Origin of the sequence: Pseudomonas sp. B33.4, assembly GCF_034555375.1 — a bacterium.
Lineage (GTDB): Bacteria > Pseudomonadota > Gammaproteobacteria > Pseudomonadales > Pseudomonadaceae > Aquipseudomonas.
On the sequence record NZ_CP140706.1, the window covers coordinates 5,088,945 to 5,110,409 of the forward strand.

Here is a 21,465-nt window from a genome sequence, read left to right on the forward strand (position 1 = left end):
AACATTGTCGGCGTGATATAAGTTTGCGCCGACACAAAAAGAAAGAGCCGCCCAGATAATAAAACAGGTGGGACGGCAGTACTCTTCTAAAACCAAAGGAGCAAATCACGATGCGCGTGATGAAGTGGAGCATGATCGCACTGGCAGTTGCTGCAGCCGCCAGTACTCAAGTGGCTACGGCCGCACCGTTTGTAAGTGACCAGGCTGAAGCCAAAGGTTTTGTTGAAGACGCGAAGTTTGATGTGTTGCTGCGCAACTATTACTTCAACCGAGACAGAAAAGCCGGATCAAACGATCAGCGAGACTGGACTCAAGGTTTCCTGAGCAACTTCAGCTCCGGTTACACCCAAGGTACCGTCGGCGTGGGTGTTGATGCGTTCGGCTACCTGGGCATCAAACTGGATGGTGGCGATGGCACCACAGGTTCGGGCAACACCAGCCTCGACTCCCAAGGTCATGCCAACGACTCCCTCGGTAAAGCAGGCGCAGCGATCAAGGCCCGCATCTCCAAGACCGAGCTGAAATTCGGCGAGTTCCAGCCAAGCACCGCTCCAGTCTTCGCCGTTGGCGGCTCCCGTCTGATTCCTCAGACCGCAACCGGTTTCCAACTGCAAAGCAGCGAAATCGACAACCTGGATCTGGAAGCAGGCCACTTCTACTCGGCCTCCAGCCAGGACGAGATGAACAGCGATGGTGAGTTGCACTCGCAGTACTCCAGCACCGGTGAAAATCCTGTCACAGGCAAAACCATGGACTTTGCCGGTGGTAAATACGGCATCACCGAGAACCTGAGCGTCTCGCTCTACGGTTCGAAGTTCAAGGATATCTGGAACCAGTACTACAGCAACGTGAACCTCACCACCCCGATCAGTGGTGACACTTCGCTGAACACCGACTTCAATATCTACCGCACCACTGATAGTGGCGATTCCAAAGCCGGTGACATCAGCAACACCACGTTCTCTCTGGCAACTGCGCTCTCGTTCCTGAAAGCACACACCGTGACTCTGGCCTTCCAGAAGGTCAATGGTGATACGCCGTTCGACTACGTCGGCGTGGGTGACAACAACCGTGGTGGCGACTCGATCTTCCTGGCTAACTCCATCCAGTACTCCGACTTCAACGGCCCTAACGAAAAATCTGCACAGATTCGTTACGACCTGAAAATGGCCGAGTACGGCGTTCCGGGCCTGAGCTTCATGACCCGTTACGTAAAAGGTTGGGACATCGACGGCACCAAAATGGACGCCAGCAGCCCATACAACTCTTACGGTTACGGCGAAGATGGCAAGCATCACGAAACCAACCTTGAAGCCAAATACGTAGTTCAGGCCGGCCCTGCCAAAGACCTGTCCTTCCGTATTCGTCAAGCATGGCACCGTGGCAACGCCGACCAGGCTGAAGGCGATATCAACGAGTTCCGCCTGATCGTCGACTACCCACTGTCGATCCTGTAATCGCCAACATTTAGTTTGCGGTAACAACAAAAAGGCCCATCTTGCGATGGGCCTTTTTTATTGCCTGTCACTTGCAATAGTTGCTTGACCGACAAGTCAGGCAATTAATTAGCAACCTATCATTGTGTTGCCGATTCCTGCACCACACGAATCACCCGCTGTGGAAACGGAATATCAATACCGGCAGTCTTTAAACGATCACGCGACTGTTCGTTAAACATGAACATCACGTCCCAGTAATCTGCAGTTTTAACCCACACACGCAGGGAAACAGTGATCGAACTGTCGCCCAAGGTCGAAATGACGGCTTGAGGTGCAGGATCCTGCAACACACGCTCATCCTTGGCCAGATCCAGCAGCACCTGACGGGCCTTCTGCAGATCGGCTTCGTAATCCACGCCTACATCAAATACGACTTTGCGAGTCGGCTGACGGTTGGTGTTAGTAATGATGCCGTTCGACAGGTTGCCGTTTGGCACGATGATGGTTTTGTTGTCGCCAGTACGCAGCACGGTGTGGAAAATCTGGATGCTGTCGACCGTACCCGACACACCTTGCGCTTCGATCCAGTCACCGATCCGGAACGGACGGAACAGCAGAATCAACACGCCGCCGGCGAAATTCGCCAGGCTGCCCTGCAAGGCCAGACCGATGGCCAGGCCGGCAGCACCGATCGCAGCAACGAACGAGGTGGTTTCAACGCCGATCATCGAAGCGACGCTGACGATCAGCAGCACTTTGAGAATGATGTTCGCCAGGCTGCTGATAAAACCTTGCAGTGCCAGATCGGCGTTGCGCAGGGCCAGCAGACCACCGAGCTTTTGCGTGACTTTGTTGATCAGCCACCAGCCGATGGCCAGGGTAATCACTGCCAGCAGCACACGACTGCCGTATTCCATGATCATCGGGATCCACGCCTGGGATGCCTTGACCAGGTTGTCCACCTCAGCATTCAAATCCATGTTCTATCTCCTGATTTCCGGCTTCCCGGGCTGTAAAAAATCAGCGGCAGAAAGACCGAACCCGCTGAGTTCAATCGTTTCTGCCGTTGCTTGGGCCTCGGACGCTGAAAACGCCGAGAGGTTCCCCGACCGGAAAGCTTAGTCGCGGAAGTTGTTGAACTGCAGTGGCATGCCGAATTCCTTGGCCCGCAGTGCCGCGATGGCCTCTTGCAGGTCATCACGCTTCTTGCCGGTCACGCGCACTTGCTCGCCTTGAATGGCGGCCTGTACTTTGAGTTTTGCGTCCTTGATGTGGCCGACGATTTTCTTCGCCAGTTCCTTGTCGATGCCTTCCTTGAGCACGGCGTCCTGCTTCATCAGCTTGCCCGATGCGTAGGCGTCTTTGACTTCAAGGCACTGCACGTCAATCTTGCGCTTGACCAGCGCCAGTTTGAGAATTTCGATCATCGCTTCAAGCTGGAACCCGGCTTCAGCGGTCAGGCTGACGGTGAGGTCCTTTTCCTTGAACTCAAAGCTGCCTTTGCCTTTCAGGTCATAACGACGATCGAGTTCCTTCACGGCGTTCTCGACCGCGTTGGTGAGTTCGTGTTTGTCCAGTTCGGATACCACGTCGAACGACGGCATGTAATCTCTCCAATAAAAAGGCGCGCTCGATGTGGATGGAGCGCGCTTGGCTTGCGGTTAAAATCGGGCTCATTATAACGGGTCTTTTCCCACCGACACGGCGAGCCGCACATGCCTGTACGCAATCGAGCAAAAAACTGATGTCCACCCCCTGGCATGTTCTCGGCGCCGGCAGTCTCGGCACACTGTGGGCCACACGTCTGGCTCGCGCCGGTTTGCCGGTCAGGCTGATCGTGCGCGATGCCGAACGTTTGCAAAGCTATCAGGCCGCGGGCGGCTTGACGCTGGTGGAGCACGGTGTGGCGAGCACCTATGCGGTTCCTGGCGAAACACCCGACAGCCCCGAGCCGATCCGCCGTTTGCTGGTGGCCTGCAAAGCCTACGACGCCGAAAGCGCCGTCGCCCGCCTCGCCCCACGGCTGACAGCGGACGCCGAACTGATCCTCCTGCAAAACGGCCTCGGCAGTCAGGACGCCGTCGCCAATCGGGTGCCGCTGGCACACTGCATCAGCGCTTCGAGTACCGAGGGTGCGTTTCGCGATGGCGACTGGCGTGTGGTGTTCGCCGGTCACGGATTCACTTGGCTGGGCGACGCGGGCCATCCGGTCGCGCCGATCTGGCTGGACGATCTGGACGCGGCAAAGATCCCCCACGAATGGAGCACCGATATCCTTACGCGGTTGTGGCGCAAACTGGCGCTCAACTGCGCGATCAATCCGCTGACCGTGCTGCACCATTGCCGCAACGGTGGCTTGCAGGAGCACCATTGCGAAGTCGCCACCCTGTGCGCCGAACTCGCCGAATTGCTCGAGCGCTGCGGCCAACCCGCCGCCGCCGACAACCTGCAACAGGAAGTCGAAAGGGTGATCCACGCCACCGCCGCCAATTACTCATCGATGTATCAGGACGTCGCCAACCAGCGCCGCACCGAAATCAGCTATCTATTGGGCTATGCCTGCAAAGTCGCCGCGCGCCACCAGTTGAACCTGCCGCACCTCAAGCAATTGCAGCAACGACTGATCACGCATCTGCACAGCCTCGGATTGCCCAGCGACTGAGCAGCGGCTACGCTGGCCACTTGTTCCTTTGCTGCGATAAACCTGATGCCATTGCGCCAGCGTCTCGAAAACCTGCCGGTCGGCCAGAAACTGCTGGCCGCCCTGCTGGTGCTGTTGACCACTGTTCTGCTGGTCGCCAACCTGACCTTTATCAGCGCCGCCTACTACATCTCTCAGGAAAGCATGGCACCGCAGGCCTTGCAGACTATCGGCCGGCTGATTTCCAACCCGAGTCTGGTCAGTGAAGCCCTGCAGTCACCGCAAAGCGCCGAGCGCCTGCTCAAAGAACTCGACAGTTATTCACCACTGCGCGCCGCCGCGTTGTATGACGGCAAGGGCGAACGCCTGGCGCAAGTCCAGCGCGGCGACAAACTCAGCCTGCCGGAACGCTATCGGCATATCGAAGCCTGGCAACTGACCGAATTTCGCAGTAACCAGTTGATCACCCTGCCCCGCCCCGGCACTGCGCCGGGCCATCTGTTGCTGGTCGCCAGCAGCGAGCTGCCGATGGCCTTCTACACCGGCACGTTGACTGCAAGCCTCGGCATCCTGATTTTCAGTGTGTTGCTGTGGCTGGTAATTGCCCGGCAGATCAAACGCCTGATTACCCGACCGATTCATCAGCTTGAGGAATTGTCCCGCCAGGTCACCCGCGAGGAGAACTACGCCCTGCGTGCATCGCGCGGCAATCACGACGAAATCGGCAGCCTCGCCGAGGCATTCAACACCATGCTCTCGCGCATCGAAGCCCGCGAGCAGCAGCTCAAACGCGCCCGCGATGACTCGCAAGCCGCTTACGATCAGGCGCAGGGTCTGGCCGAGGAAACCCGCCACACCAACCGCAAACTGGAACTGGAAGTGCAGGTGCGCAGCAAGATCGAGAAGAAGCTCACCGGTTTCCAGAACTACCTCAACAGCATCATCGACTCGATGCCCTCGGCGCTGATCGCCCTCGACGAGCAACTTTACGTCACCCAATGGAATCAGGAGGCTAGCGCCCTCTCCGGCACGCGACTGGACGAAGCGCTGAACCAGCCGATCTTTCTCGCCTTCGAACCGCTCAAGCCGTTTCTGCCGCAACTCAAGCAGACCGTCGAACAGCACACCGTAGCGAAAATCGAGCGGGTAACCTGGTTCAAGGATGAAGAACCGAAGCATTACGCGCTGACGTTCTATCCATTGATGGGCGGTGCCGGGCGTGGCGTGGTGATCCGCATCGATGACATCACCCAGCGTCTGTCGCTGGAAGAAATGATGGTGCAGTCGGAAAAAATGCTCTCGGTCGGCGGCCTTGCCGCCGGCATGGCCCATGAAATCAACAACCCGTTGGGCGCGATCCTGCACAACGTGCAAAACATCCGGCGACGCCTGTCCGCCGATCTGCCGAAGAACCTCGAAACCGCCGAGCAACTGGGCATCGAACTGGACACGGTGAACCGCTACCTGCAGGGCCGCGAAGTGCCGCAACTGCTCGACGGCATCCAACAGGCCGGCGCCCGCGCGGCGAAAATCGTCACGCACATGCTCAGCTTCAGCCGTCGCAGCACCCGACAAATGGCGCCGTGCGACTTACCGGCACTGATCGACCAAGCTGTGGACATCGCCGGCAACGACTTCGATCTGGCCATCGGCTTCGACTTCAAGGGCCAGGCGATTATTCGCCAGTTCGACCCGGCGCTCGGGCCGGTGCCAGGTACCGCCAACGAACTCGAGCAAGTGCTGCTCAACCTGTTGAAGAACGCCGCGCAGGCCATTCATCAGCGCGAAGACGACAGCGAGCCGGGGCGGATCATCCTGCGCACCAGGCTCAATCCACCGTGGGCCGAGATTCAGGTCGAGGACAACGGCATCGGCATGAGCGAGAGCGTGCGCAAACGCACCTTTGAGCCGTTCTTCACCACCAAGGAAATCGGTCAGGGCACCGGCCTTGGCTTGTCGGTGTCGTACTTCATCATCACCAATAATCACAAAGGACAGATGGAGGTGCAGTCAGCACCGGGTCAAGGCACCTGTTTCACCTTGCGCCTGCCGTTGACGCAACCGCTGCCCATCGCTGCCGAAACCAATCAACTATCGAGGTAACCCATGGGCTTTCGCCTGTCGAAAATCTACACCCGCACCGGTGACAAAGGCGAAACCGGCCTGGGCGATGGCCGCCGTGTGCCCAAGGATCATCCACGCATCGAAGCGATTGGCGAAGTCGATACGTTGAACAGTCAGGTCGGCGTGTTGCTGGCCGGGCTGATAGCCGAACGCGAGACGTATCCGGGACTGAATGAACTGATCGAGGTCTTGGCGCCTTGTCAGCATCGCTTGTTTGATTTGGGTGGCGAGCTGGCGATGCCGGCGTATCAGGCGTTGAACGCGGCGGAAATCGAACGGCTGGAAGCGGCGATTGATGTGTGGAACGAGGAATTGGGGCCGCTGGAGAATTTCATTCTTCCGGGCGGGTCGTTGCTGATTGCGCAGGCGCATGTGTGCCGGAGTCTGGCGCGGAGCGCCGAGCGCCGCTGTCAGCATTTGAATGCGCTGGAACCGTTGGCCGGGGTTGGGTTGGCGTATATCAATCGGTTGTCGGATTTGTTGTTCGTCGCAGCGCGGTTGATTGCGCGGCGGCAGGGGGTTGCGGAGATTCTCTGGCAGCCGGCCCCAAAACCCACAGAGATGTAGCGCCTGATCGGCCGCCATCGCTGGCAAGCCAGCTCCCACAGGTTTCGTGGTGTACACAACATTTGTGAACGGCACAAAACCCTGTGGGAGCTGGCTTGCCAGCGATGAGGCCAGCAGCCTTTACAAAGAATCAGGCCAGAATGCTCGGATTCCCGCGACACCCTGCGCGCCAACATTCCAGGCCTTGTGCCGCTCCGCCGGGCCAACTCCGCCCAACAGAAACACCGGTTTACTGAAGCCTTCAATCAACGCCCCAGCCTGCTCCCAGCCCAGCGGCTGCGCATCCGGGTGCGTCAAGGTCGGCTGCACCGGCGACAGCGTAACGAAGTCCACGCCCATCTGTTCCGCCAGCGCCAGTTCTTCAGCGTTGTGGCACGACGCCGCCAACCAGCGCTCCGCCGGTAACGGCCGTCCCGCCGCCGCGTATTTGCGCAGCTGTGCAGAGGTGATGTGCCAGCCGGCAGACGGGAAATCGCCGAGCCACTCGAACGGCCCCTTGATCATCAACTGCGCCTTGCCCGCGCACAGCCCGGCCGCATCGACAGCCAGATCGCGATACTTGGGGTCATAGCCGTTCGGCGCGCGCAACTGGATCAGTTTGATCCCACCGGCAATCGCCTTCTGGATACCGCGCAGTAGAGCCGGGGTTTCCAGATCCTCAGGGGTAATCAGGTACTCCGCCGGCAAACGCGCCGCCGCAACGATCGGCTGGTTGGCGGCCGGGAACTCGTAGCTCGCCAGTTCCTTCGCCGTGACCCAGGCCAACGGCTGCCCTTCGGCACCATGCGGCTCGCCGGTGAAGGCCGAGACTTCCCAGACATCCAGCAATACCTGTTTGTCGGGATAATCGTGACGCACTTTGATCAGCGGGCGGGCTGAGCCAACGACGATGCCCAACTCTTCGTGCAGCTCACGGGCCAGTGCGCTTTCGACCGACTCGTCGGCCTCGACCTTACCGCCGGGAAACTCCCACAGACCACCCTGATGCTGGGTGTCGGCGCGGCGGGCGATGAGGATTTTGCCGCTGTCGTCACGAATGACGGCAGCGGCGACGTGTACACGTTTCACGGATTCAACTCCTCCAGTCCAGCCTTTTGCCACGCTTTGAAGGCGGGCCATTGGTAGACGGTTTCAACATAGGCTTCGTCGGCGGCCGGCAGTTGTACCTGATAAGTGCGCAGACGCACGGCAATCGGTGCGAAGAAGGCATCGGCCAGGCTTACCCGACCGAACAGGTACGGCCCGCTCTCGGTCGCGGCGGCGCGGCATTCGGCCCACAGCGCGAGCATGCGTTCGATATCAACCTTGACTTCAGGCGGCACCGGGTTCAGCGGCGCGTCGTGGTTGAGGTTGAAGGGCATGTGATTACGCATGGCGAAGAAGCCGCTGTGCATTTGCGCGCAAGCGGATCGCGCCTGAGCACGGGCGAAAATATCGCTCGGCCAGAGTTGCTCGGACGGGAACTGTTCGGCGAGGTATTCGGCGATGGCCAGTGAGTCGGCAATGGTGCCGCGCGCCGTTTGCAGCAGCGGGACTTTAGCGGTCGGCGAATGCTTGAGCAGCAGCGCGCGGGTGTCGGGCTTGCCGAGTTTGATCAGTTCTTCGCTGTAGGGTGCGCCGGTCAGTTCGAGCGCCAGGGCGGCGCGCAGGGACCAGGAGGAAAGCAGTTTATCGCCGATGATCAGGTGCAGGGACATGGGTGAGTACCTTCTTGTCAGGGAAACAATCCAGAATGTCTGGCGTCTGTTCGTCCGTCATCGCGGGCAAGCCCGCTCCCACAGTGATTGAGGTCGCTCACAAATTTTGTGTACACCACAGAACCCTGTGGGAGCGGGCTTGCCCGCGATGAGGCCGGCAGCCCGCTCCACCTTTTGGATCAGGTGCGGTATTCAGCGTTGATCTTCACGTATTCATGCGACAGGTCAGTGGTCCAGATGGTTTCGCTGCAATCGCCGCGACCCAGTTCGATGCGGATAGTGATCTCCTCCTGCTGCATCACCGCCGAGCCTTGTGCTTCAGTGTAGGTCGCCGCACGGGCGCCACGGCTGGCAATGCACACTTCGCCGAGGAATACGTCGATCTTGCTCACGTCCAGATCCGGCACGCCAGCACGGCCGACTGCGGCGAGGATGCGGCCCCAGTTCGGGTCGGAGGCGAACAGCGCGGTTTTGATCAGCGGCGAGTGCGCCACGGTGTAGCCGACGTCGAGGCATTCCTGGTGGTTGCCGCCGCCATTCACTTCCACGGTGACGAACTTGGTTGCGCCTTCGCCGTCACGCACGATGGCCTGGGCCACGTCCATGCACACTTCGAACACCGCTTGCTTCAACTTGGCGAACAACTCGCCTTCGGCGCGGGTGATTTCCGGCAGTGCAGCTTTACCGGTAGCAATCAGCATGCAGCAGTCGTTGGTCGAGGTGTCGCCGTCGATGGTGATGCGGTTGAACGACTTGTTGGCGCCGTCGAGCATCAGGTTGTGCAGCACTTCGCGGGAGACTTTGGCGTCAGTGGCGATGTAGCCAAGCATGGTCGCCATGTTCGGACGGATCATGCCCGCGCCTTTGCTGATGCCTGTGACGGTGAGGGTCACGCCGTCATGCTCGAACTGGCGGCTGGCGCCCTTCGGCAGGGTGTCGGTGGTCATGATGCCAGTAGCGGCAGCTTCCCAGTTGTTTTCCGACAGATCATCCAGTGCGGCTTGCAGCGCGCCTTCGATCTTCTCGACCGGCAGTGGCTCGCCAATCACACCGGTGGAGTACGGCAGGATCTGCTCGGCAGCAACGCCGGTCAACTCGGCCAGTCTGGCGGTGGTGCGCTCGGCGGCGGCCAGGCCAGGCTCGCCGGTCCCGGCGTTGGCATTACCAGTGTTGGTCAGCAGATAACGCACGTCATTCTGTACGCGTTTCTTCGCCAGGATCACCGGCGCGGCACAAAAGGCGTTCAGGGTGAACACACCGGCCACGGTCGAACCTTCGGCGCAGCGCATCACAACGACATCCTTGCGCCCGGGGCGCTTGATGCCGGCCGAGGCGATACCGAGTTCAAAACCGGCAACCGGGTGCAACGTTGGCAAAGGACCAAGACCAACAGCCATGAATGCGCTCCTTACTCAATGATGTCAGCACCGCCACGCGCAGTGACGGTGGTTTAAATGGCAAAACGCCGCGACGGCAGGAGCCGGTCGCGGCGCGGGTATTTCAGCGATTGAAACGGGTTTTACTGGATCTGCCCGTGGCAATGCTTGAATTTCTTGCCCGAACCGCAGTAGCACAGTTCGTTGCGGCCCAGCTTCTGCTCGTTGCGCACCGGCGCGGTGGCGAGGGCCACATCGACCTCCTCACCCAATACTTCCGGTTGCTCCAGACCTGGCGCTTCGGCGTGTTCGAACTGCATGCGGGCGGCCAGTGCTTCGGCTTCCTGACGCAGACGTTGCTCTTCGGCTTCCGGATCTTCGCGGCGCACCTGAACGTGCGACAGCACACGGATCGAGTCGCGCTTGATCGAATCGAGCAGCTCGGAGAACAGCGTGAACGACTCGCGCTTGTATTCCTGCTTCGGGTTCTTCTGGGCGTAGCCACGCAGGTGGATGCCGTGACGCAAGTGATCCATGGTCGACAGGTGGTCTTTCCACAGGTCGTCCAGCACGCGCAGTACGATTTGCTTCTCGAACGAGCGCAGTGCGTCGGCACCGGCCTGGTCTTCTTTCTCGTTGTACGCCGCCATCAGCTCGGTCATGAGCTTCTCGCGCAGGGTTTCTTCGTACAGGTGATCGTCTTCGTCGAGCCACTGCTGGATCGGCAGTGTCACGCCGAAGTCGCTGGCAATCGAAGCTTCCAGACCGGCCACGTCCCACTGCTCTGGCAGCGACTGCGGCGGAATGTGCGCGCTGACGGTGGCGTTGAGCACGTCCTGACGGAAATCGGCGATGGTTTCACCGATGTTGTCAGCGGCCAGCAACGTGTTACGCATGTGATAGATCACTTTACGCTGTTCGTTGTTGACGTCGTCGAACTCGAGCAGTTGCTTACGGATGTCGAAGTTACGGCCTTCAACCTTGCGCTGCGCCTTCTCGATCGCGTTGGTCACCATGCGGTGCTCGATCGCTTCGCCCGGCTGCATGCCCAGGGCTTTCATGAAGTTCTTCACCCGGTCAGAGGCGAAAATGCGCATCAGGCTGTCTTCCAGCGACAGGTAGAAGCGGCTCGAACCGGCATCGCCCTGACGGCCGGCACGGCCACGCAGCTGGTTGTCGATACGGCGCGATTCGTGACGCTCGGAAGCGATCACCTGCAAACCGCCGGATTCCAGTACTTGCTGGTGACGTTTCTGCCAGTCGGCCTTGATCTGAGCGATTTGCTCAGGGGTCGGGTCTTCCAGCGAGGCGACTTCAACTTCCCAGTTACCGCCCAACAGGATGTCGGTACCACGACCGGCCATGTTGGTGGCGATGGTCAGTGCGCCCGGGCGACCGGCCTGCGCGATGATCTCGGCTTCCTTTTCGTGGAACTTGGCGTTGAGAACCTTGTGTTCGATGCCTTCCTTCACCAGCAATGCGGACATGTGCTCGGAAGTTTCGATGGTGGCAGTACCCACCAGCACCGGACGACCGGCCGCCATGCTTTCCTTGATGTCCGTAACGATCGCCGCGTATTTCTCTTCGGCGGTGAGGAACACCAGGTCGTTGAAGTCTTTACGCGCCAATGGTTTGTTCGGCGGAATGACCATCACTTCCAGACCATAGATCTGGTGGAATTCGAACGCTTCGGTGTCAGCGGTACCGGTCATGCCGGACAGCTTGGTGTACAGACGGAAGTAGTTCTGGAAGGTAGTCGAGGCCAGGGTCTGGCTCTCGGCCTGAATGTTCAGACCTTCCTTGGCTTCGATGGCCTGGTGCAGACCTTCGGACAGACGGCGACCCGGCATGGTACGGCCGGTGTGTTCGTCGACCAGTACGACCTGGCCGTCCTGCACGATGTATTCGATGTTGCGATTGAACAGCTTGTGCGCACGCAGACCGGCATACACGTGGGTCAGCAGGCCCAGGTTATGCGCCGAGTACAGGCTCTCGCCTTCAGCCAGCAGGCCGACGCGGGTAAGCATGTCTTCGATGAACTGGTGACCGGCTTCGTTGAGTTCGACCTGGCGGGTCTTCTCGTCTACGGTGTAGTGGCCAGCCTTGGTGACTTCGCCTTCAACTTCTTCAACGTGCAGTTCCAGCTGCGGGATCAGTTTATTGATCTCCATGTACAGCTTGGAGCTGTCCTCGGCCTGACCGGAGATGATCAGCGGGGTACGCGCTTCGTCGATGAGGATGGAGTCGACTTCGTCGATCACGGCAAAGTTGAGTTCGCGCTGGAATTTTTCTTCCATGCTGAACGCCATGTTGTCGCGCAGGTAGTCGAAACCGAATTCGTTGTTGGTGCCGTAGGTGATGTCGGCGGCGTACGCCAGACGTTTCTCTTCCGGGGGCTGGAACGGCGTCACGACGCCGACGGTCAGGCCGAGGAATTCATACAGCGGACGCATCCAGTTGGCGTCACGACGCGCCAGGTAGTCGTTCACCGTCACAACGTGCACGCCCTTGCCGGACAGTGCGTTGAGGTAAACGCCCAGCGTTGCCACGAGGGTTTTACCCTCACCGGTGCGCATTTCGGCGATCTTGCCTTCGTGCAAGGTCATGCCACCGACGAGTTGCACGTCGAAGTGGCGCATACCCATGATGCGCTTGCCGGCTTCGCGGGCGACCGCAAAGGCTTCTGGCAACAGCTTGTCGAGGGTTTCCCCCTTGGCGATGCGGGCCTTGAACTCATCGGTCTTGGCGCGCAATTGATCGTCCGAAAGGGCCACCATTTGCTCTTCGAAGGCATTGACGAGCTGCACCGTCTTGAGCATGCGTTTGACTTCACGCTCGTTCTTGCTTCCAAAAAGTTTCTTTAACAAAGGCGCAAACATATCGGCAGGATCTTCCACACTAAAGGGATGGAGGGCGGCCCCGTGAGCGTCGCCCGTGCAGCCCTCATGGCCGCATGCGAACGAGCATTCTACCCGGAAACGGAAGTGAGGAAAGTGGCGATGTTCCACGATGCTGGCACTGCGCTTTGACGGGGCTCACTTAAAATAGGGGCGTTTTGCTCAACTTCAAGTCATACAAGGCAGAAGTTAGTCGTTGATTTAATGGGTAAAGCGGGGGCAAAAGCAATGGGCGAGTGATTTCGGCCTTTCTGCTACCATGGCGTTTCTGTTACTTCAGGTGTTCGATCATGGCATTTCGCCCTCTTACGGCCAGAGCACCCGCCGTTCTCCTGCGCGAAGCCAAGCCGCTCAAAGCCATCCTCGGCCACGCCCAGCGACTGGGTCATTTGCAACGCCTGCTCGAAAGCCAATTGCAACCTGCAGCCCGTGAACACTGCCATGTAGCGTCGTGGCGCGAAGGCAGTCTGTTGCTGATCGTCACTGATGGCCACTGGGCCACACGCCTGCGTTACCAGCAAAAACGCCTGCAGCGGCAATTGCAGATGTTCGACGAGTTCACCAGTCTGACGCGGATACTGTTCAAGGTGCAGCCGCCGACGGTTCAACGTGGGGCGGCCGGGCACACCATGGATTTGTCCACGGATGCGGCGGCGACGATTCAGGCCACGGCGGACGGGATCACTGATCCAGGTTTGCGCGCAGCGCTGGAGCGCCTGGCGGCGCACGCCAAAAACAAATCCTGACAGCTATCAATAATTGTAGGAGTGAGCCTGCTCGCGATAGCGGTGAAACAGTCGACATTGTCGTGACTGGCATACCGCAATCGCGAGCAGGCTCACTCCTACATTAGATCAGCGGCGTTTGCTGCCACCGAGTAAGGAGCCCATCAAACCGCGCACCAATTGTTTGCCCAGGTTATTGGCAGCCTGGCGCATCGCCGACTTCAGCGCCTGCCCGGCGGCCGTCCCGAGAAACTCCCCTGCCCTGTCCGCCAGGCTAGGCTCTTCATCTGCTGGCTTACCCGCTGGCGCTTCAGCCTCAGACGCCAGGCCTTTACGCCCCATGAGAATTTCATACGCCGACTCACGATCGATCGGCTTGTCATAGCGGCCCTTGAACGGCGATCCGGCAATCAGCACGGTTCGTTCGGTCTCGGTCAGCGGCCCGATTCGTGATTGCGGTGGCGCGACCAGCACGCGCTGAACCATCTCCGGCGTGCCTTTCTCGGTCAGCGTGCCGACCAGCGCCTCACCAATCCCCAACTCGGTCAGCACCGACAGGCTGTCAAACGCCGGATTCGGCCGGAAGCCGTCCGCTACCGCGCGCAGGGATTTCTGCTCTTTGGCGGTAAAGGCGCGCAAGCCATGCTGGATTCGCAGGCCAAGCTGCGCCAATACGTCATCGGGCAAGTCCGCCGGCGACTGGGTGACGAAATACACGCCCACACCTTTGGAACGAATCAAGCGTACTACTTGCTCCAGCCGCTCCTGCAATGCCTTGGGCGTATCGCCAAAGAGCAAATGCGCCTCATCGAAAAACAGTGCCAGCAACGGTTTATCGGCATCGCCGCGCTCGGGCAACTGCTCGAACAGCTCAGCCAGCAGCCACAACAGGAATGTTGCATAGACTTTCGGCGCCTCGTGCACCAGTCGGCTGGCGTCGAGCAAATGAATGCGCCCACGGCCATCCGCCGCCGGTTGCAGAATGTCTTCGAGTTGCAGTGCCGGTTCGCCAAACAAGGCTTCGGCGCCCTGCTGCTCCAGCGTCGCCAGGCGGCGCAACAGCGCCTGACTTGAACCGGTGGTCATCAAAGCCGCGTCTTCGCCCAACAGCTGCGGGTTTTCCTTGAGGTGATTGAGCAGCGCTTTCAGATCCTTCAAGTCCAGCAGCAACAGGCCTTCGCGATCGGCGACCTTGAACGCTGCGTAGAGCGCTGACTGCTGGCTGTCGGTCAGCTCCAGCAGACTGCCGATCAGCAGCGGCCCCATTTCGCTCAACGTGGTACGCAACGGGTGACCGGACTCGCCGTGGATATCCCACAGTGTCACCGGATAAGCCTGCGCTTTGTAGTTGAGCCACGGCATCCCGGCAATGCGCTCGGCAACCTTGCCCTGCGGGTTGCCGGCCGCACCGAGGCCGCACAGATCGCCCTTGATGTCAGCGGCAAACACCGCCACGCCAGCGTCGCTGAATGCCTCGGCCAGACGCTGCAAAGTAACGGTTTTACCGGTACCGGTGGCGCCGGCAACCAGCCCGTGGCGGTTCGCCAGGCGCATGGCCTGAGCAATCTGTTGCCCCGCGAGGTCGGCGCCGATTACGAGTTGCGATGAGTCAGGCATTTTGTCACCCAATGGTTAATCTTTGATTCCGCTTGGCCGATACACAAAGGTGAGAGCCCGACCACAAGTCAGGCCGGACATTTCCCTAAGGAGAGACGGAAATATCAGCTTGTTTTCACCGTTGCCCATTTCGCGCGCCTCTATAAAAGCACGCCCTGGACATTAAGACCTTAGCGGAACCCCAAGCCATGAACAAAAATCTGCGCTTCAGCCATAAAATTTTGCTTGCCGCCGCCCTCATCGTCATCGCCGCCTTCGCCTCGTTTACCTTGTACAACGACTGGCTACAGCGCAATGCGATCCGCGATGACCTGAACAACTATCTCAACGAGATGGGCGAAGTCACCGCCGGCAATATCCAGACCTGGCTCAACGGTCGCATTCTGCTGATCGAGAACGCCGCCCAGAACATTTCGATCAACCCCGAACCTGCCAACGTCGCCAGCCTGCTGGAACAGAAAACCCTGACTTCGACGTTCATGGCTACTTATCTGGGCGATGCCACCGGGCATTTCACCATCCGCCCGGACACGAAGATGCCGGACGGTTTCGATCCGCGCGTGCGCCCTTGGTATAAAGGTGCCGAGAGCAGCAGTACCTCGACCCTGACCGAACCGTACATCGACGCCGCCACCGGCCAGTTGATCATTTCCATCGCCACCGCGTCGAAAAAGGCCGGCCAGAGCGTCGGTGTGGTTGGCGGTGACCTGAGCCTGCAATCGCTGGTCGACACCCTCGCCGCCCGGGATTTCGACGGCATGGGTTATGTGTTCCTGGTCAGCGCCGACGGCAAGATCCTCGTCCACCCGGACAAGGCACTGGTGATGAAGTCCCTGAAAGAAGCCTATCCGCAGGACACCCCGCGCATCAGCAGCGACTTCAGCGAAGTCACCGTCGACGGCAAGACCCGCATCGTCACCTTCGCGCCGATCAAAGGCCTGCCGTCGGTGAACTGGTACATCGGTCTGTCGGTGGACAAGGATCAGGCCTTTGCGATGCTCAGCCAGTTCCGCACCTCTGCGGTCATCGCCACAGTCATCGCAGTCGCGATCATCCTCGCGCTGCTTGGCATGCTGATCCGCATTCTGATCCAGCCGCTGCACGTCATGACTCGCGCCATGGAAGACATTGCCGATGGCGAAGGCGACCTGACCAAACGCCTGACCATCGTTAACAACGATGAATTCGGCGTGCTGGGCACCGCATTCAACCGCTTCGTCGAGCGTATTCACGGCTCGATCCGCGAAGTGTCGTCGGCCACCGGGCAAGTCAACGAAGTCGCGCTGCGGGTGGTCGCTGCGTCGAACTCGTCGATGTACAACTCCGATCAGCAAGCCTCGCGCACCAGCAGCGTTGCCGCCGCGATCAATCAGCTCGGCGCCGCCGCGCAGGAAATCGCCCGCAATGCTGCACAAGCGTCGAATCAGGCCAGCGATGCTCGCGGTCTGGCGGAAGACGGCCAGCAGGTGGTGGATCGCAGCATCAAGGCGATGAATCAACTGTCGAGCATGCTCAGCGCGTCGAGCAGCAACATCGAGTCGCTGAACAGCAAGACCGTGAACATCGGCCAGATTCTCGAGGTAATCACCAGCATTTCCCAGCAAACCAACCTGCTCGCGCTCAACGCCGCGATTGAAGCGGCACGTGCTGGTGAGGCCGGCCGTGGTTTCGCCGTGGTGGCCGATGAAGTGCGCAATCTGGCGCACCGCACGCAGGAATCGGCGCAACAGGTGCAGACCATGATCGAGGAGTTGCAGGTCGGCGCCCGTGAATCGGTAAGCACCATGAGCGACAGCCAGCGCCACAGTCAGGACAGCGTCGAGATTGCCAACCTCGCCGGGGAGCGCTTGAACAGCGTGACGCAGCGCATTGGCGAGATTGACGGGATGAACCAGTCGGTGGCCACCGCAACCGAGGAGCAGACCGCGGTGGTTGAGTCGATCAACGTTGACATCACCGAGATCAACACGCTGAACCAGGAAGGCGTGGAGAACTTGCAGGCGACGTTGCGCGCATGTTCGGATCTGGAGCAGCAGGCTTCGCGTCTGAAGCAGTTGGTGGGTAGTTTCCGGATTTAAGATCAAAAGCTTTACCCCCTCACCCCAGCCCTCCCGAAACGTCGGACCGCCCCCAAGGGGGCGAGGGGAAAGGGAGCCGATCTTCATGCTTTTCAGAACCTGAGTTCGACTCAGGTCTCTCAAGTCGGCGTACCTCCAACATCCTCCTCGGTCAGTCCCCTCTCCCTCTGGGAGAGGGTTAGGGTGAGGGCGCTCTTCTGCTCTACCGCGCAATCCCGACCGAACATCTATTCTTGATAAAGGTCAACCAAGGGAGAACCACGCAGCGGAGGGTTGATCACCGTGCATATCGCCGACATCACCATGTTCTACGCCCCGGCCAGCGGCGGCGTGCGTACTTATCTGGATGCCAAACATCGCCGGCTGGGAGTCAAACCCGGCACTCGCCATAGCCTGCTGATTCCCGGCGCGCACTTCGGTGAGCACGACGGCGTTTACGCGGTCCCCGCCCCCGCCCTGCCCTTCGGCAAAGGTTATCGCTTCCCGCTGCGCCTCGCGCCCTGGCGAAATGTCCTGCAGGATTTGCAGCCCGATCTGATTGAAGTCGGCGACCCTTACCTGACAGCCTGGGCCGCGCTGGATGCGCGGCGACAACTGGATGTGCCGGTGATCGGTTTTTATCATTCGGACTTGCCGCTGCTGGTCGGCAATCGTATGGGCCATTGGGTCACGCCGAATATCGAGGCGTATGTCACCCGGCTCTACGGCAACTTCGACCGGGTCCTGGCGCCAAGCCAGGTGATGGCTGACAAGCTCAGCGGACTTGGCGTGCGCAATGTCTTCGTGCAGCACTTGGGCGTGGACCTGCAAACCTTTCACCCCGATGCCCACGACCGCAATCTGCGTGCAGAACTGGGCATCGCCGAGGACACACGCCTGCTGATTTTCGCCGGACGCGGGTCGAAAGAGAAAAACCTGCCGGTACTGCTCAAGTGCATGCAACGCCTCGGCCCACGCTATCACTTGCTGCTGGTCGGTTCGTCGATGCCCACCGCCGTACCGGACAACGTCAGTGTGATCGACGAATTTTGCCCCGCGCCGCGCGTCGCGCAGTTGATGGCCAGTGCAGATGCATTGCTGCATGCCGGCGATCAGGAAACCTTCGGCCTGGTGATCCTCGAAGCCATGGCCTGCGGCATTCCCGTGGTGGCAGTGGCAGCTGGGGCGTTCGAAGAGATCGTCACCGAGTCCTGCGGCCTGCTTTGCGCTCCGAACAACCCGCAGGCGATGGCCAATGCCGTACGCGAATTGTTCAGTCGCGGTTGCGTAAAACTCGGCCAGCAGGCGCGCCAGCATGTCGAGCGCCATTACGCGTGGGACACGGTGGTCGACAGCCTGTTGGGCCACTATCACGCCGTGCTCGGGCATACGCTGCCCAAAGTTGCCAATGGCTGAGCCGATGAATCGCCCCGCCCTGTTGCTGGTGCTGCATGACGTAGCACCGTCGACGTGGGCGGATTACCAACCGTTTGTCGAAGCCGTCGACGCTTTGGGCAACGTGCCGATGACGTGGCTGGTCGTACCGAACTTTCACCGACACAACGCCCTCGATGAGCACCCGGCATTTTGCCGACTGCTCGATACGCGCGTTGCCCGTGGCGATGAGTTGGCGTTACATGGTTATTACCACGATGACCAAGAGCCCGGCCCGACAAACCCGCGCGACTGGTTCATGCGCCGCGTTTACACGCATGAAGGCGAGTTCTATCGCTTGCCCCGCGAAACCGCCCTCGCCCGCCTGCGCGAAGGCATCGACCTCTTCCAGCGCCACGACTGGCCGCTGCACGGATTCGTCGCCCCGGCGTGGCTGATGAGCGACGGCACCCGCCAGGCCCTGCGCGAATCACCGCTGCGCTACACCAGCGATCCGCAGCATCTTTATCGTTTGCCGGATTTCACCGCGATTGATGCGCCAGGCCTGGTCTGGAGCGCCCGCAGCGCCTGGCGAAGAGGTCTGTCGAAGATTGTCAGCGAGCAGCGTCAACAGCGTTGGCGTCAGGCGCCGGTGATTCGTCTAGGCTTGCATCCTGTGGACATGCGTCACGTTTTTTCCCGCGACTACTGGCTGCATACCCTCGAACGATTAATGAGTGAAGGACGCGTACCGATGACCAAAATGCACTGGCTCGCACAACAGCGCGGTCAACTGGAACACGTCGCATGAGTCGCGGCATTCTCTTGCTGATCGGCCTGCTCGCGGCGGTGCTGATTCCGGTTGTGCTAGGCGGCAGCGAAACCTGGGCACGGCTGCAGAGTTTCCCGTTGCACTGGCTGCTGATCATGTTCGGCATGATCCTGCTGTGCTGGGGCATCAATACCCTGCGGTTGCGTTTGTTGCTCGGCGATCAACGCCACCGTGTCACGCCGCTGAAAAGTCTTGGCGTGGTCATGGCCGCCGAATTCGCCTATTGCGCGACACCCGGCGGCAGTGGCGGGCCGCTGACGATCATGGCCCTGCTGGCCCGATCGGGCGTGCGCCCGGCGCGGGGCAGCGCGGTGTTTGCCATGGATCAGCTCAGCGACTTGCTGTTCTTTCTCTGCGCTCTGAGCGGGATTCTGATTTATGCACTGTTTCAACACCTCAGCGATCGACTTGAATGGCTGCTGACGGTCAGCGCAGTGTCGTTGTTTGGCGGTTTGCTCTGTTGCGTATTGGTCGCGCGCTATCACCGCGCCTTGATTCGCCTGAGCGGACGCCTGTTGGCGAGGATGAACGTCAAGGCCAGCACCCGGCGTCGTTGGGCGCGCAAGTTGCTGCACTTTCTCGCGGCGTTTACCGATACGTTGAAGCTGCCTTGGCAAACATTGATCAAGGTCTTCGCCCTGACCTGTGTGCATTGGTTGCTGCGTTACAGCGTGCTGTATCTGGCGCTGCGTGGCCTGGGCGCTGATTTGCAGTGGGCCTGGAGTTTTCTGGTGCAGATGCTCTCGCTGGGCGCTGGCCAGTTCAGTCTGTTGCCGGGCGGTGCGGGCGCGGCGGAACTGACGTCGGCAGCGCTGCTGGCGCCGATGGTCGGTAAATCCACCGCCGCGGCGGCGATTCTGATTTGGCGGGTGGTGACGTATTACTTCTATCTGCTGGTGGGTGGCCCGGTGTTCTTGTTGATGCTGGGACGGCCACTGTTAAAGAAGATAATGAACGTCAGACAGGCTTCTTAGCGTCGTCCTGATCCTCTTTGAGTTGTTCCCACAACTCGGCCGCGCCGGGAAACTCGGTGCCATCATCCGGGCTCATGTCCTCCGGGTCATAACGGCTCAGGCAACCTTCACCGAGGGTCGCCGGGGCTTTGGAGGTAGCTTTGTCCAGCGGATCGCTCATGAACTTTTCCTCGAGTCAGAAACGGCGAAGGGCCTGGAACGATTGAACGCCCAGACCCTCCGTTTTTCAAGCCTGTGTGGTTTAGATCAGAACACTACAGTCTTGTTGCCGTGTACCAGCACGCGATCTTCGAGGTGGTAGCGCAGGCCACGAGCCAACACCATCTTCTCGACGTCACGGCCGAAACGCACCATGTCTTCGATGCTGTCACTATGGCTGACGCGGACCACGTCCTGCTCGATGATCGGGCCGGCGTCCAGCTCTTCAGTCACGTAGTGGCAGGTTGCGCCGATCAGCTTCACGCCACGCATGGAAGCCTGGTGATACGGCTTGGCGCCAACGAAAGACGGCAGGAAGCTGTGGTGAATGTTGATGACCTTGTGTGCGTATTCACGGCACATGTCCGGTGGCAGGATTTGCATGTAACGCGCCAGCACCACCACTTCGGCGTCGTGCTGTTTGACCAGGCGCGACACTTCGTCGAAGGCCGGTTGCTTGTCCTGCGGGTTGACCGGGACGTGGTAATAAGGAATGCCGTGCCATTCGACCATGCTGCGCAGGTCGTCGTGGTTGGAAATCACGCAGGAAATTTCGCAGTCCAGCTCGTCGCTGTGCCAGCGGTGCAGCAAGTCAGCGAGGCAGTGGGATTCGCGGCTGGCCATCAGCACAACGCGCTTTTTCTGCTCGGTGTCGGTGATGCGCCAGTCCATCGAGAACTCTTCGGCGATCGGCGCAAACTTCTCGCGCAACACTTCGATACCGAAAGGCAGCGAATCGGCACGAATCTCGTGACGCATGAAGAACCAACCCACTTGATTGTCCGAGTGGTGGCTCGCTTCGGTGATCCAGCCGTTGTGGGCTGCCAGAAAATTACTGACTTTGGCAACAATGCCAACGCGGTCCGGGCAAGAAATCACCAGCCGAAAAGTGCGCATGAGGGGGAAACTCCAGAACTTCGCAAAGGCCGCCATTCTAGCGGCTGCGG

The 21,465-nt window shown here is 59.8% G+C and carries 18 protein-coding genes and 1 pseudogene; 10 read left to right on the forward strand and 9 right to left on the reverse strand.

Annotated elements, in window-relative coordinates; translation table 11 throughout:
- The first annotated feature begins 110 nt into the window (after positions 1 to 110).
- A complete protein-coding gene (locus U6037_RS22475) occupies positions 111 to 1,457 on the forward strand; it encodes an OprD family porin (protein ID WP_150774433.1) in 1,347 nt (448 codons plus the stop codon).
- Between the two features lie 119 nt (positions 1,458 to 1,576).
- Here the strand turns inward: U6037_RS22475 and U6037_RS22480 are convergent, their stop codons facing one another.
- Both U6037_RS22480 and U6037_RS22485 read right to left on the reverse strand, forming a co-directional pair.
- Complete coding sequence (locus tag U6037_RS22480; RefSeq protein WP_034153426.1) at positions 1,577 to 2,419, reverse strand: mechanosensitive ion channel family protein; 843 nt, start codon at positions 2,417 to 2,419, stop codon at positions 1,577 to 1,579.
- Positions 2,420 to 2,557: 138 nt separating this feature from the next.
- Entirely contained in the window at positions 2,558 to 3,043 is a 486-nt protein-coding gene (locus tag U6037_RS22485) for a YajQ family cyclic di-GMP-binding protein (protein ID WP_007912755.1), read from the reverse strand.
- A 140-nt stretch (positions 3,044 to 3,183) separates the two neighbouring features.
- Here U6037_RS22485 and U6037_RS22490 point away from each other — a divergent pair, with 140 nt between their 5' ends.
- Genes U6037_RS22490 through U6037_RS22500 form a run of 3 tightly spaced genes read left to right on the forward strand, consistent with a single transcriptional unit; the run spans position 3,184 to position 6,771 of the window.
- Entirely contained in the window at positions 3,184 to 4,101 is a 918-nt protein-coding gene (locus U6037_RS22490) for a putative 2-dehydropantoate 2-reductase (protein WP_322844570.1), read from the forward strand.
- Between the two features lie 45 nt (positions 4,102 to 4,146).
- Complete coding sequence (locus tag U6037_RS22495) at positions 4,147 to 6,183, forward strand: ATP-binding protein (RefSeq protein ID WP_322844571.1); 2,037 nt, start codon at positions 4,147 to 4,149, stop codon at positions 6,181 to 6,183.
- Between the two features lie 3 nt (positions 6,184 to 6,186).
- Positions 6,187 to 6,771: a cob(I)yrinic acid a,c-diamide adenosyltransferase gene (locus tag U6037_RS22500; RefSeq protein ID WP_322844572.1), complete on the forward strand. Its 585-nt coding sequence runs from the start codon at positions 6,187 to 6,189 to the stop codon at positions 6,769 to 6,771.
- Positions 6,772 to 6,891: 120 nt separating this feature from the next.
- Here the strand turns inward: U6037_RS22500 and U6037_RS22505 are convergent, their stop codons facing one another.
- From U6037_RS22505 to secA, 4 genes are all read right to left on the reverse strand, one after another.
- On the reverse strand, positions 6,892 to 7,839 hold the full coding sequence (locus U6037_RS22505; protein WP_322844573.1) for a Nudix family hydrolase: 948 nt from the start codon (positions 7,837 to 7,839) through the stop codon (positions 6,892 to 6,894).
- Entirely contained in the window at positions 7,836 to 8,468 is a 633-nt protein-coding gene (locus U6037_RS22510) for a glutathione S-transferase family protein (RefSeq protein WP_116029985.1), read from the reverse strand. The genes U6037_RS22505 and U6037_RS22510 overlap by 4 nt, the downstream gene beginning before the upstream one ends.
- Before the next feature lie 179 nt (positions 8,469 to 8,647).
- The gene (gene argJ, locus U6037_RS22515) at positions 8,648 to 9,865 is read right to left on the reverse strand and encodes a bifunctional glutamate N-acetyltransferase/amino-acid acetyltransferase ArgJ (RefSeq protein ID WP_322844574.1); all 1,218 of its coding nucleotides are present in this window, start codon (positions 9,863 to 9,865) and stop codon (positions 8,648 to 8,650) included.
- Between the two features lie 122 nt (positions 9,866 to 9,987).
- Positions 9,988 to 12,723, reverse strand: a complete 2,736-nt coding sequence (secA, locus tag U6037_RS22520) for a preprotein translocase subunit SecA (protein WP_322844575.1) — start codon at positions 12,721 to 12,723, stop codon at positions 9,988 to 9,990.
- 308 nt (positions 12,724 to 13,031) lie between these two features.
- Between secA and U6037_RS22525 the strand changes: the two genes are divergently transcribed.
- Entirely contained in the window at positions 13,032 to 13,487 is a 456-nt protein-coding gene (locus U6037_RS22525) for a DUF721 domain-containing protein (protein WP_322844576.1), read from the forward strand.
- Positions 13,488 to 13,595: 108 nt separating this feature from the next.
- Here the strand turns inward: U6037_RS22525 and U6037_RS22530 are convergent, their stop codons facing one another.
- Entirely contained in the window at positions 13,596 to 15,083 is a 1,488-nt protein-coding gene (locus U6037_RS22530) for a helicase HerA-like domain-containing protein (RefSeq protein WP_322844577.1), read from the reverse strand.
- Between the two features lie 332 nt (positions 15,084 to 15,415).
- Between U6037_RS22530 and U6037_RS29540 the strand changes: the two are divergent.
- The 5 genes and pseudogenes from U6037_RS29540 to U6037_RS22550 all read left to right on the forward strand — a co-directional run.
- Positions 15,416 to 16,255 (forward strand): annotated as a pseudogene (locus U6037_RS29540) (cache and HAMP domain-containing protein); the annotation flags it as partial.
- 141 nt (positions 16,256 to 16,396) lie between these two features.
- The gene (locus U6037_RS29545; RefSeq protein ID WP_371043227.1) at positions 16,397 to 17,161 is read left to right on the forward strand and encodes a methyl-accepting chemotaxis protein; all 765 of its coding nucleotides are present in this window, start codon (positions 16,397 to 16,399) and stop codon (positions 17,159 to 17,161) included.
- Positions 17,162 to 17,443: 282 nt separating this feature from the next.
- Positions 17,444 to 18,556 carry a glycosyltransferase family 1 protein gene (locus U6037_RS22540; RefSeq protein WP_322844579.1) on the forward strand — a complete coding sequence of 371 codons (1,113 nt, stop codon included), beginning with the start codon at positions 17,444 to 17,446 and terminating at the stop codon, positions 18,554 to 18,556.
- Positions 18,549 to 19,325 (forward strand): polysaccharide deacetylase family protein, encoded by a 777-nt coding sequence (locus U6037_RS22545; RefSeq protein WP_322844580.1) that lies wholly within the window; start codon positions 18,549 to 18,551, stop codon positions 19,323 to 19,325. The genes U6037_RS22540 and U6037_RS22545 overlap by 8 nt, the downstream gene beginning before the upstream one ends.
- Positions 19,322 to 20,320 carry a lysylphosphatidylglycerol synthase transmembrane domain-containing protein gene (locus U6037_RS22550; RefSeq protein ID WP_322844581.1) on the forward strand — a complete coding sequence of 333 codons (999 nt, stop codon included), beginning with the start codon at positions 19,322 to 19,324 and terminating at the stop codon, positions 20,318 to 20,320. Before U6037_RS22545 ends, U6037_RS22550 begins: the two co-directional genes overlap by 4 nt.
- On the opposite strand, the gene U6037_RS22555 is transcribed toward U6037_RS22550, so the two are convergent.
- Positions 20,304 to 20,480: a hypothetical protein gene (locus U6037_RS22555; protein WP_322844582.1), complete on the reverse strand. Its 177-nt coding sequence runs from the start codon at positions 20,478 to 20,480 to the stop codon at positions 20,304 to 20,306. The two genes, U6037_RS22550 and U6037_RS22555, sit on opposite strands and share 17 nt — an antisense overlap.
- An 86-nt stretch (positions 20,481 to 20,566) precedes the next feature.
- A complete protein-coding gene (purU, locus tag U6037_RS22560) occupies positions 20,567 to 21,415 on the reverse strand; it encodes a formyltetrahydrofolate deformylase (protein ID WP_011335666.1) in 849 nt (282 codons plus the stop codon).
- Between the last annotated feature and the right edge of the window lie 50 nt (positions 21,416 to 21,465).

Coding starts and splice junctions, on each gene's coding strand:
- U6037_RS22475 (WP_150774433.1), top strand. CDS start 111: ATGCGCGTGATGAAGTGGAGCATGATCGCACTGGCAGTTGCTGCAGCC.
- U6037_RS22480 (WP_034153426.1), bottom strand. CDS start 2,419: ATGGATTTGAATGCTGAGGTGGACAACCTGGTCAAGGCATCCCAGGCG.
- U6037_RS22485 (WP_007912755.1), bottom strand. CDS start 3,043: ATGCCGTCGTTCGACGTGGTATCCGAACTGGACAAACACGAACTCACC.
- U6037_RS22490 (WP_322844570.1), top strand. CDS start 3,184: ATGTCCACCCCCTGGCATGTTCTCGGCGCCGGCAGTCTCGGCACACTG.
- U6037_RS22495 (WP_322844571.1), top strand. CDS start 4,147: ATGCCATTGCGCCAGCGTCTCGAAAACCTGCCGGTCGGCCAGAAACTG.
- U6037_RS22500 (WP_322844572.1), top strand. CDS start 6,187: ATGGGCTTTCGCCTGTCGAAAATCTACACCCGCACCGGTGACAAAGGC.
- U6037_RS22510 (WP_116029985.1), bottom strand. CDS start 8,468: ATGTCCCTGCACCTGATCATCGGCGATAAACTGCTTTCCTCCTGGTCC.
- argJ (WP_322844574.1), bottom strand. CDS start 9,865: ATGGCTGTTGGTCTTGGTCCTTTGCCAACGTTGCACCCGGTTGCCGGT.
- secA (WP_322844575.1), bottom strand. CDS start 12,723: ATGTTTGCGCCTTTGTTAAAGAAACTTTTTGGAAGCAAGAACGAGCGT.
- U6037_RS22525 (WP_322844576.1), top strand. CDS start 13,032: ATGGCATTTCGCCCTCTTACGGCCAGAGCACCCGCCGTTCTCCTGCGC.
- U6037_RS22530 (WP_322844577.1), bottom strand. CDS start 15,083: ATGCCTGACTCATCGCAACTCGTAATCGGCGCCGACCTCGCGGGGCAA.
- U6037_RS29545 (WP_371043227.1), top strand. CDS start 16,397: ATGTACAACTCCGATCAGCAAGCCTCGCGCACCAGCAGCGTTGCCGCC.
- U6037_RS22545 (WP_322844580.1), top strand. CDS start 18,549: ATGGCTGAGCCGATGAATCGCCCCGCCCTGTTGCTGGTGCTGCATGAC.
- U6037_RS22550 (WP_322844581.1), top strand. CDS start 19,322: ATGAGTCGCGGCATTCTCTTGCTGATCGGCCTGCTCGCGGCGGTGCTG.
- U6037_RS22555 (WP_322844582.1), bottom strand. CDS start 20,480: ATGAGCGATCCGCTGGACAAAGCTACCTCCAAAGCCCCGGCGACCCTC.
- purU (WP_011335666.1), bottom strand. CDS start 21,415: ATGCGCACTTTTCGGCTGGTGATTTCTTGCCCGGACCGCGTTGGCATT.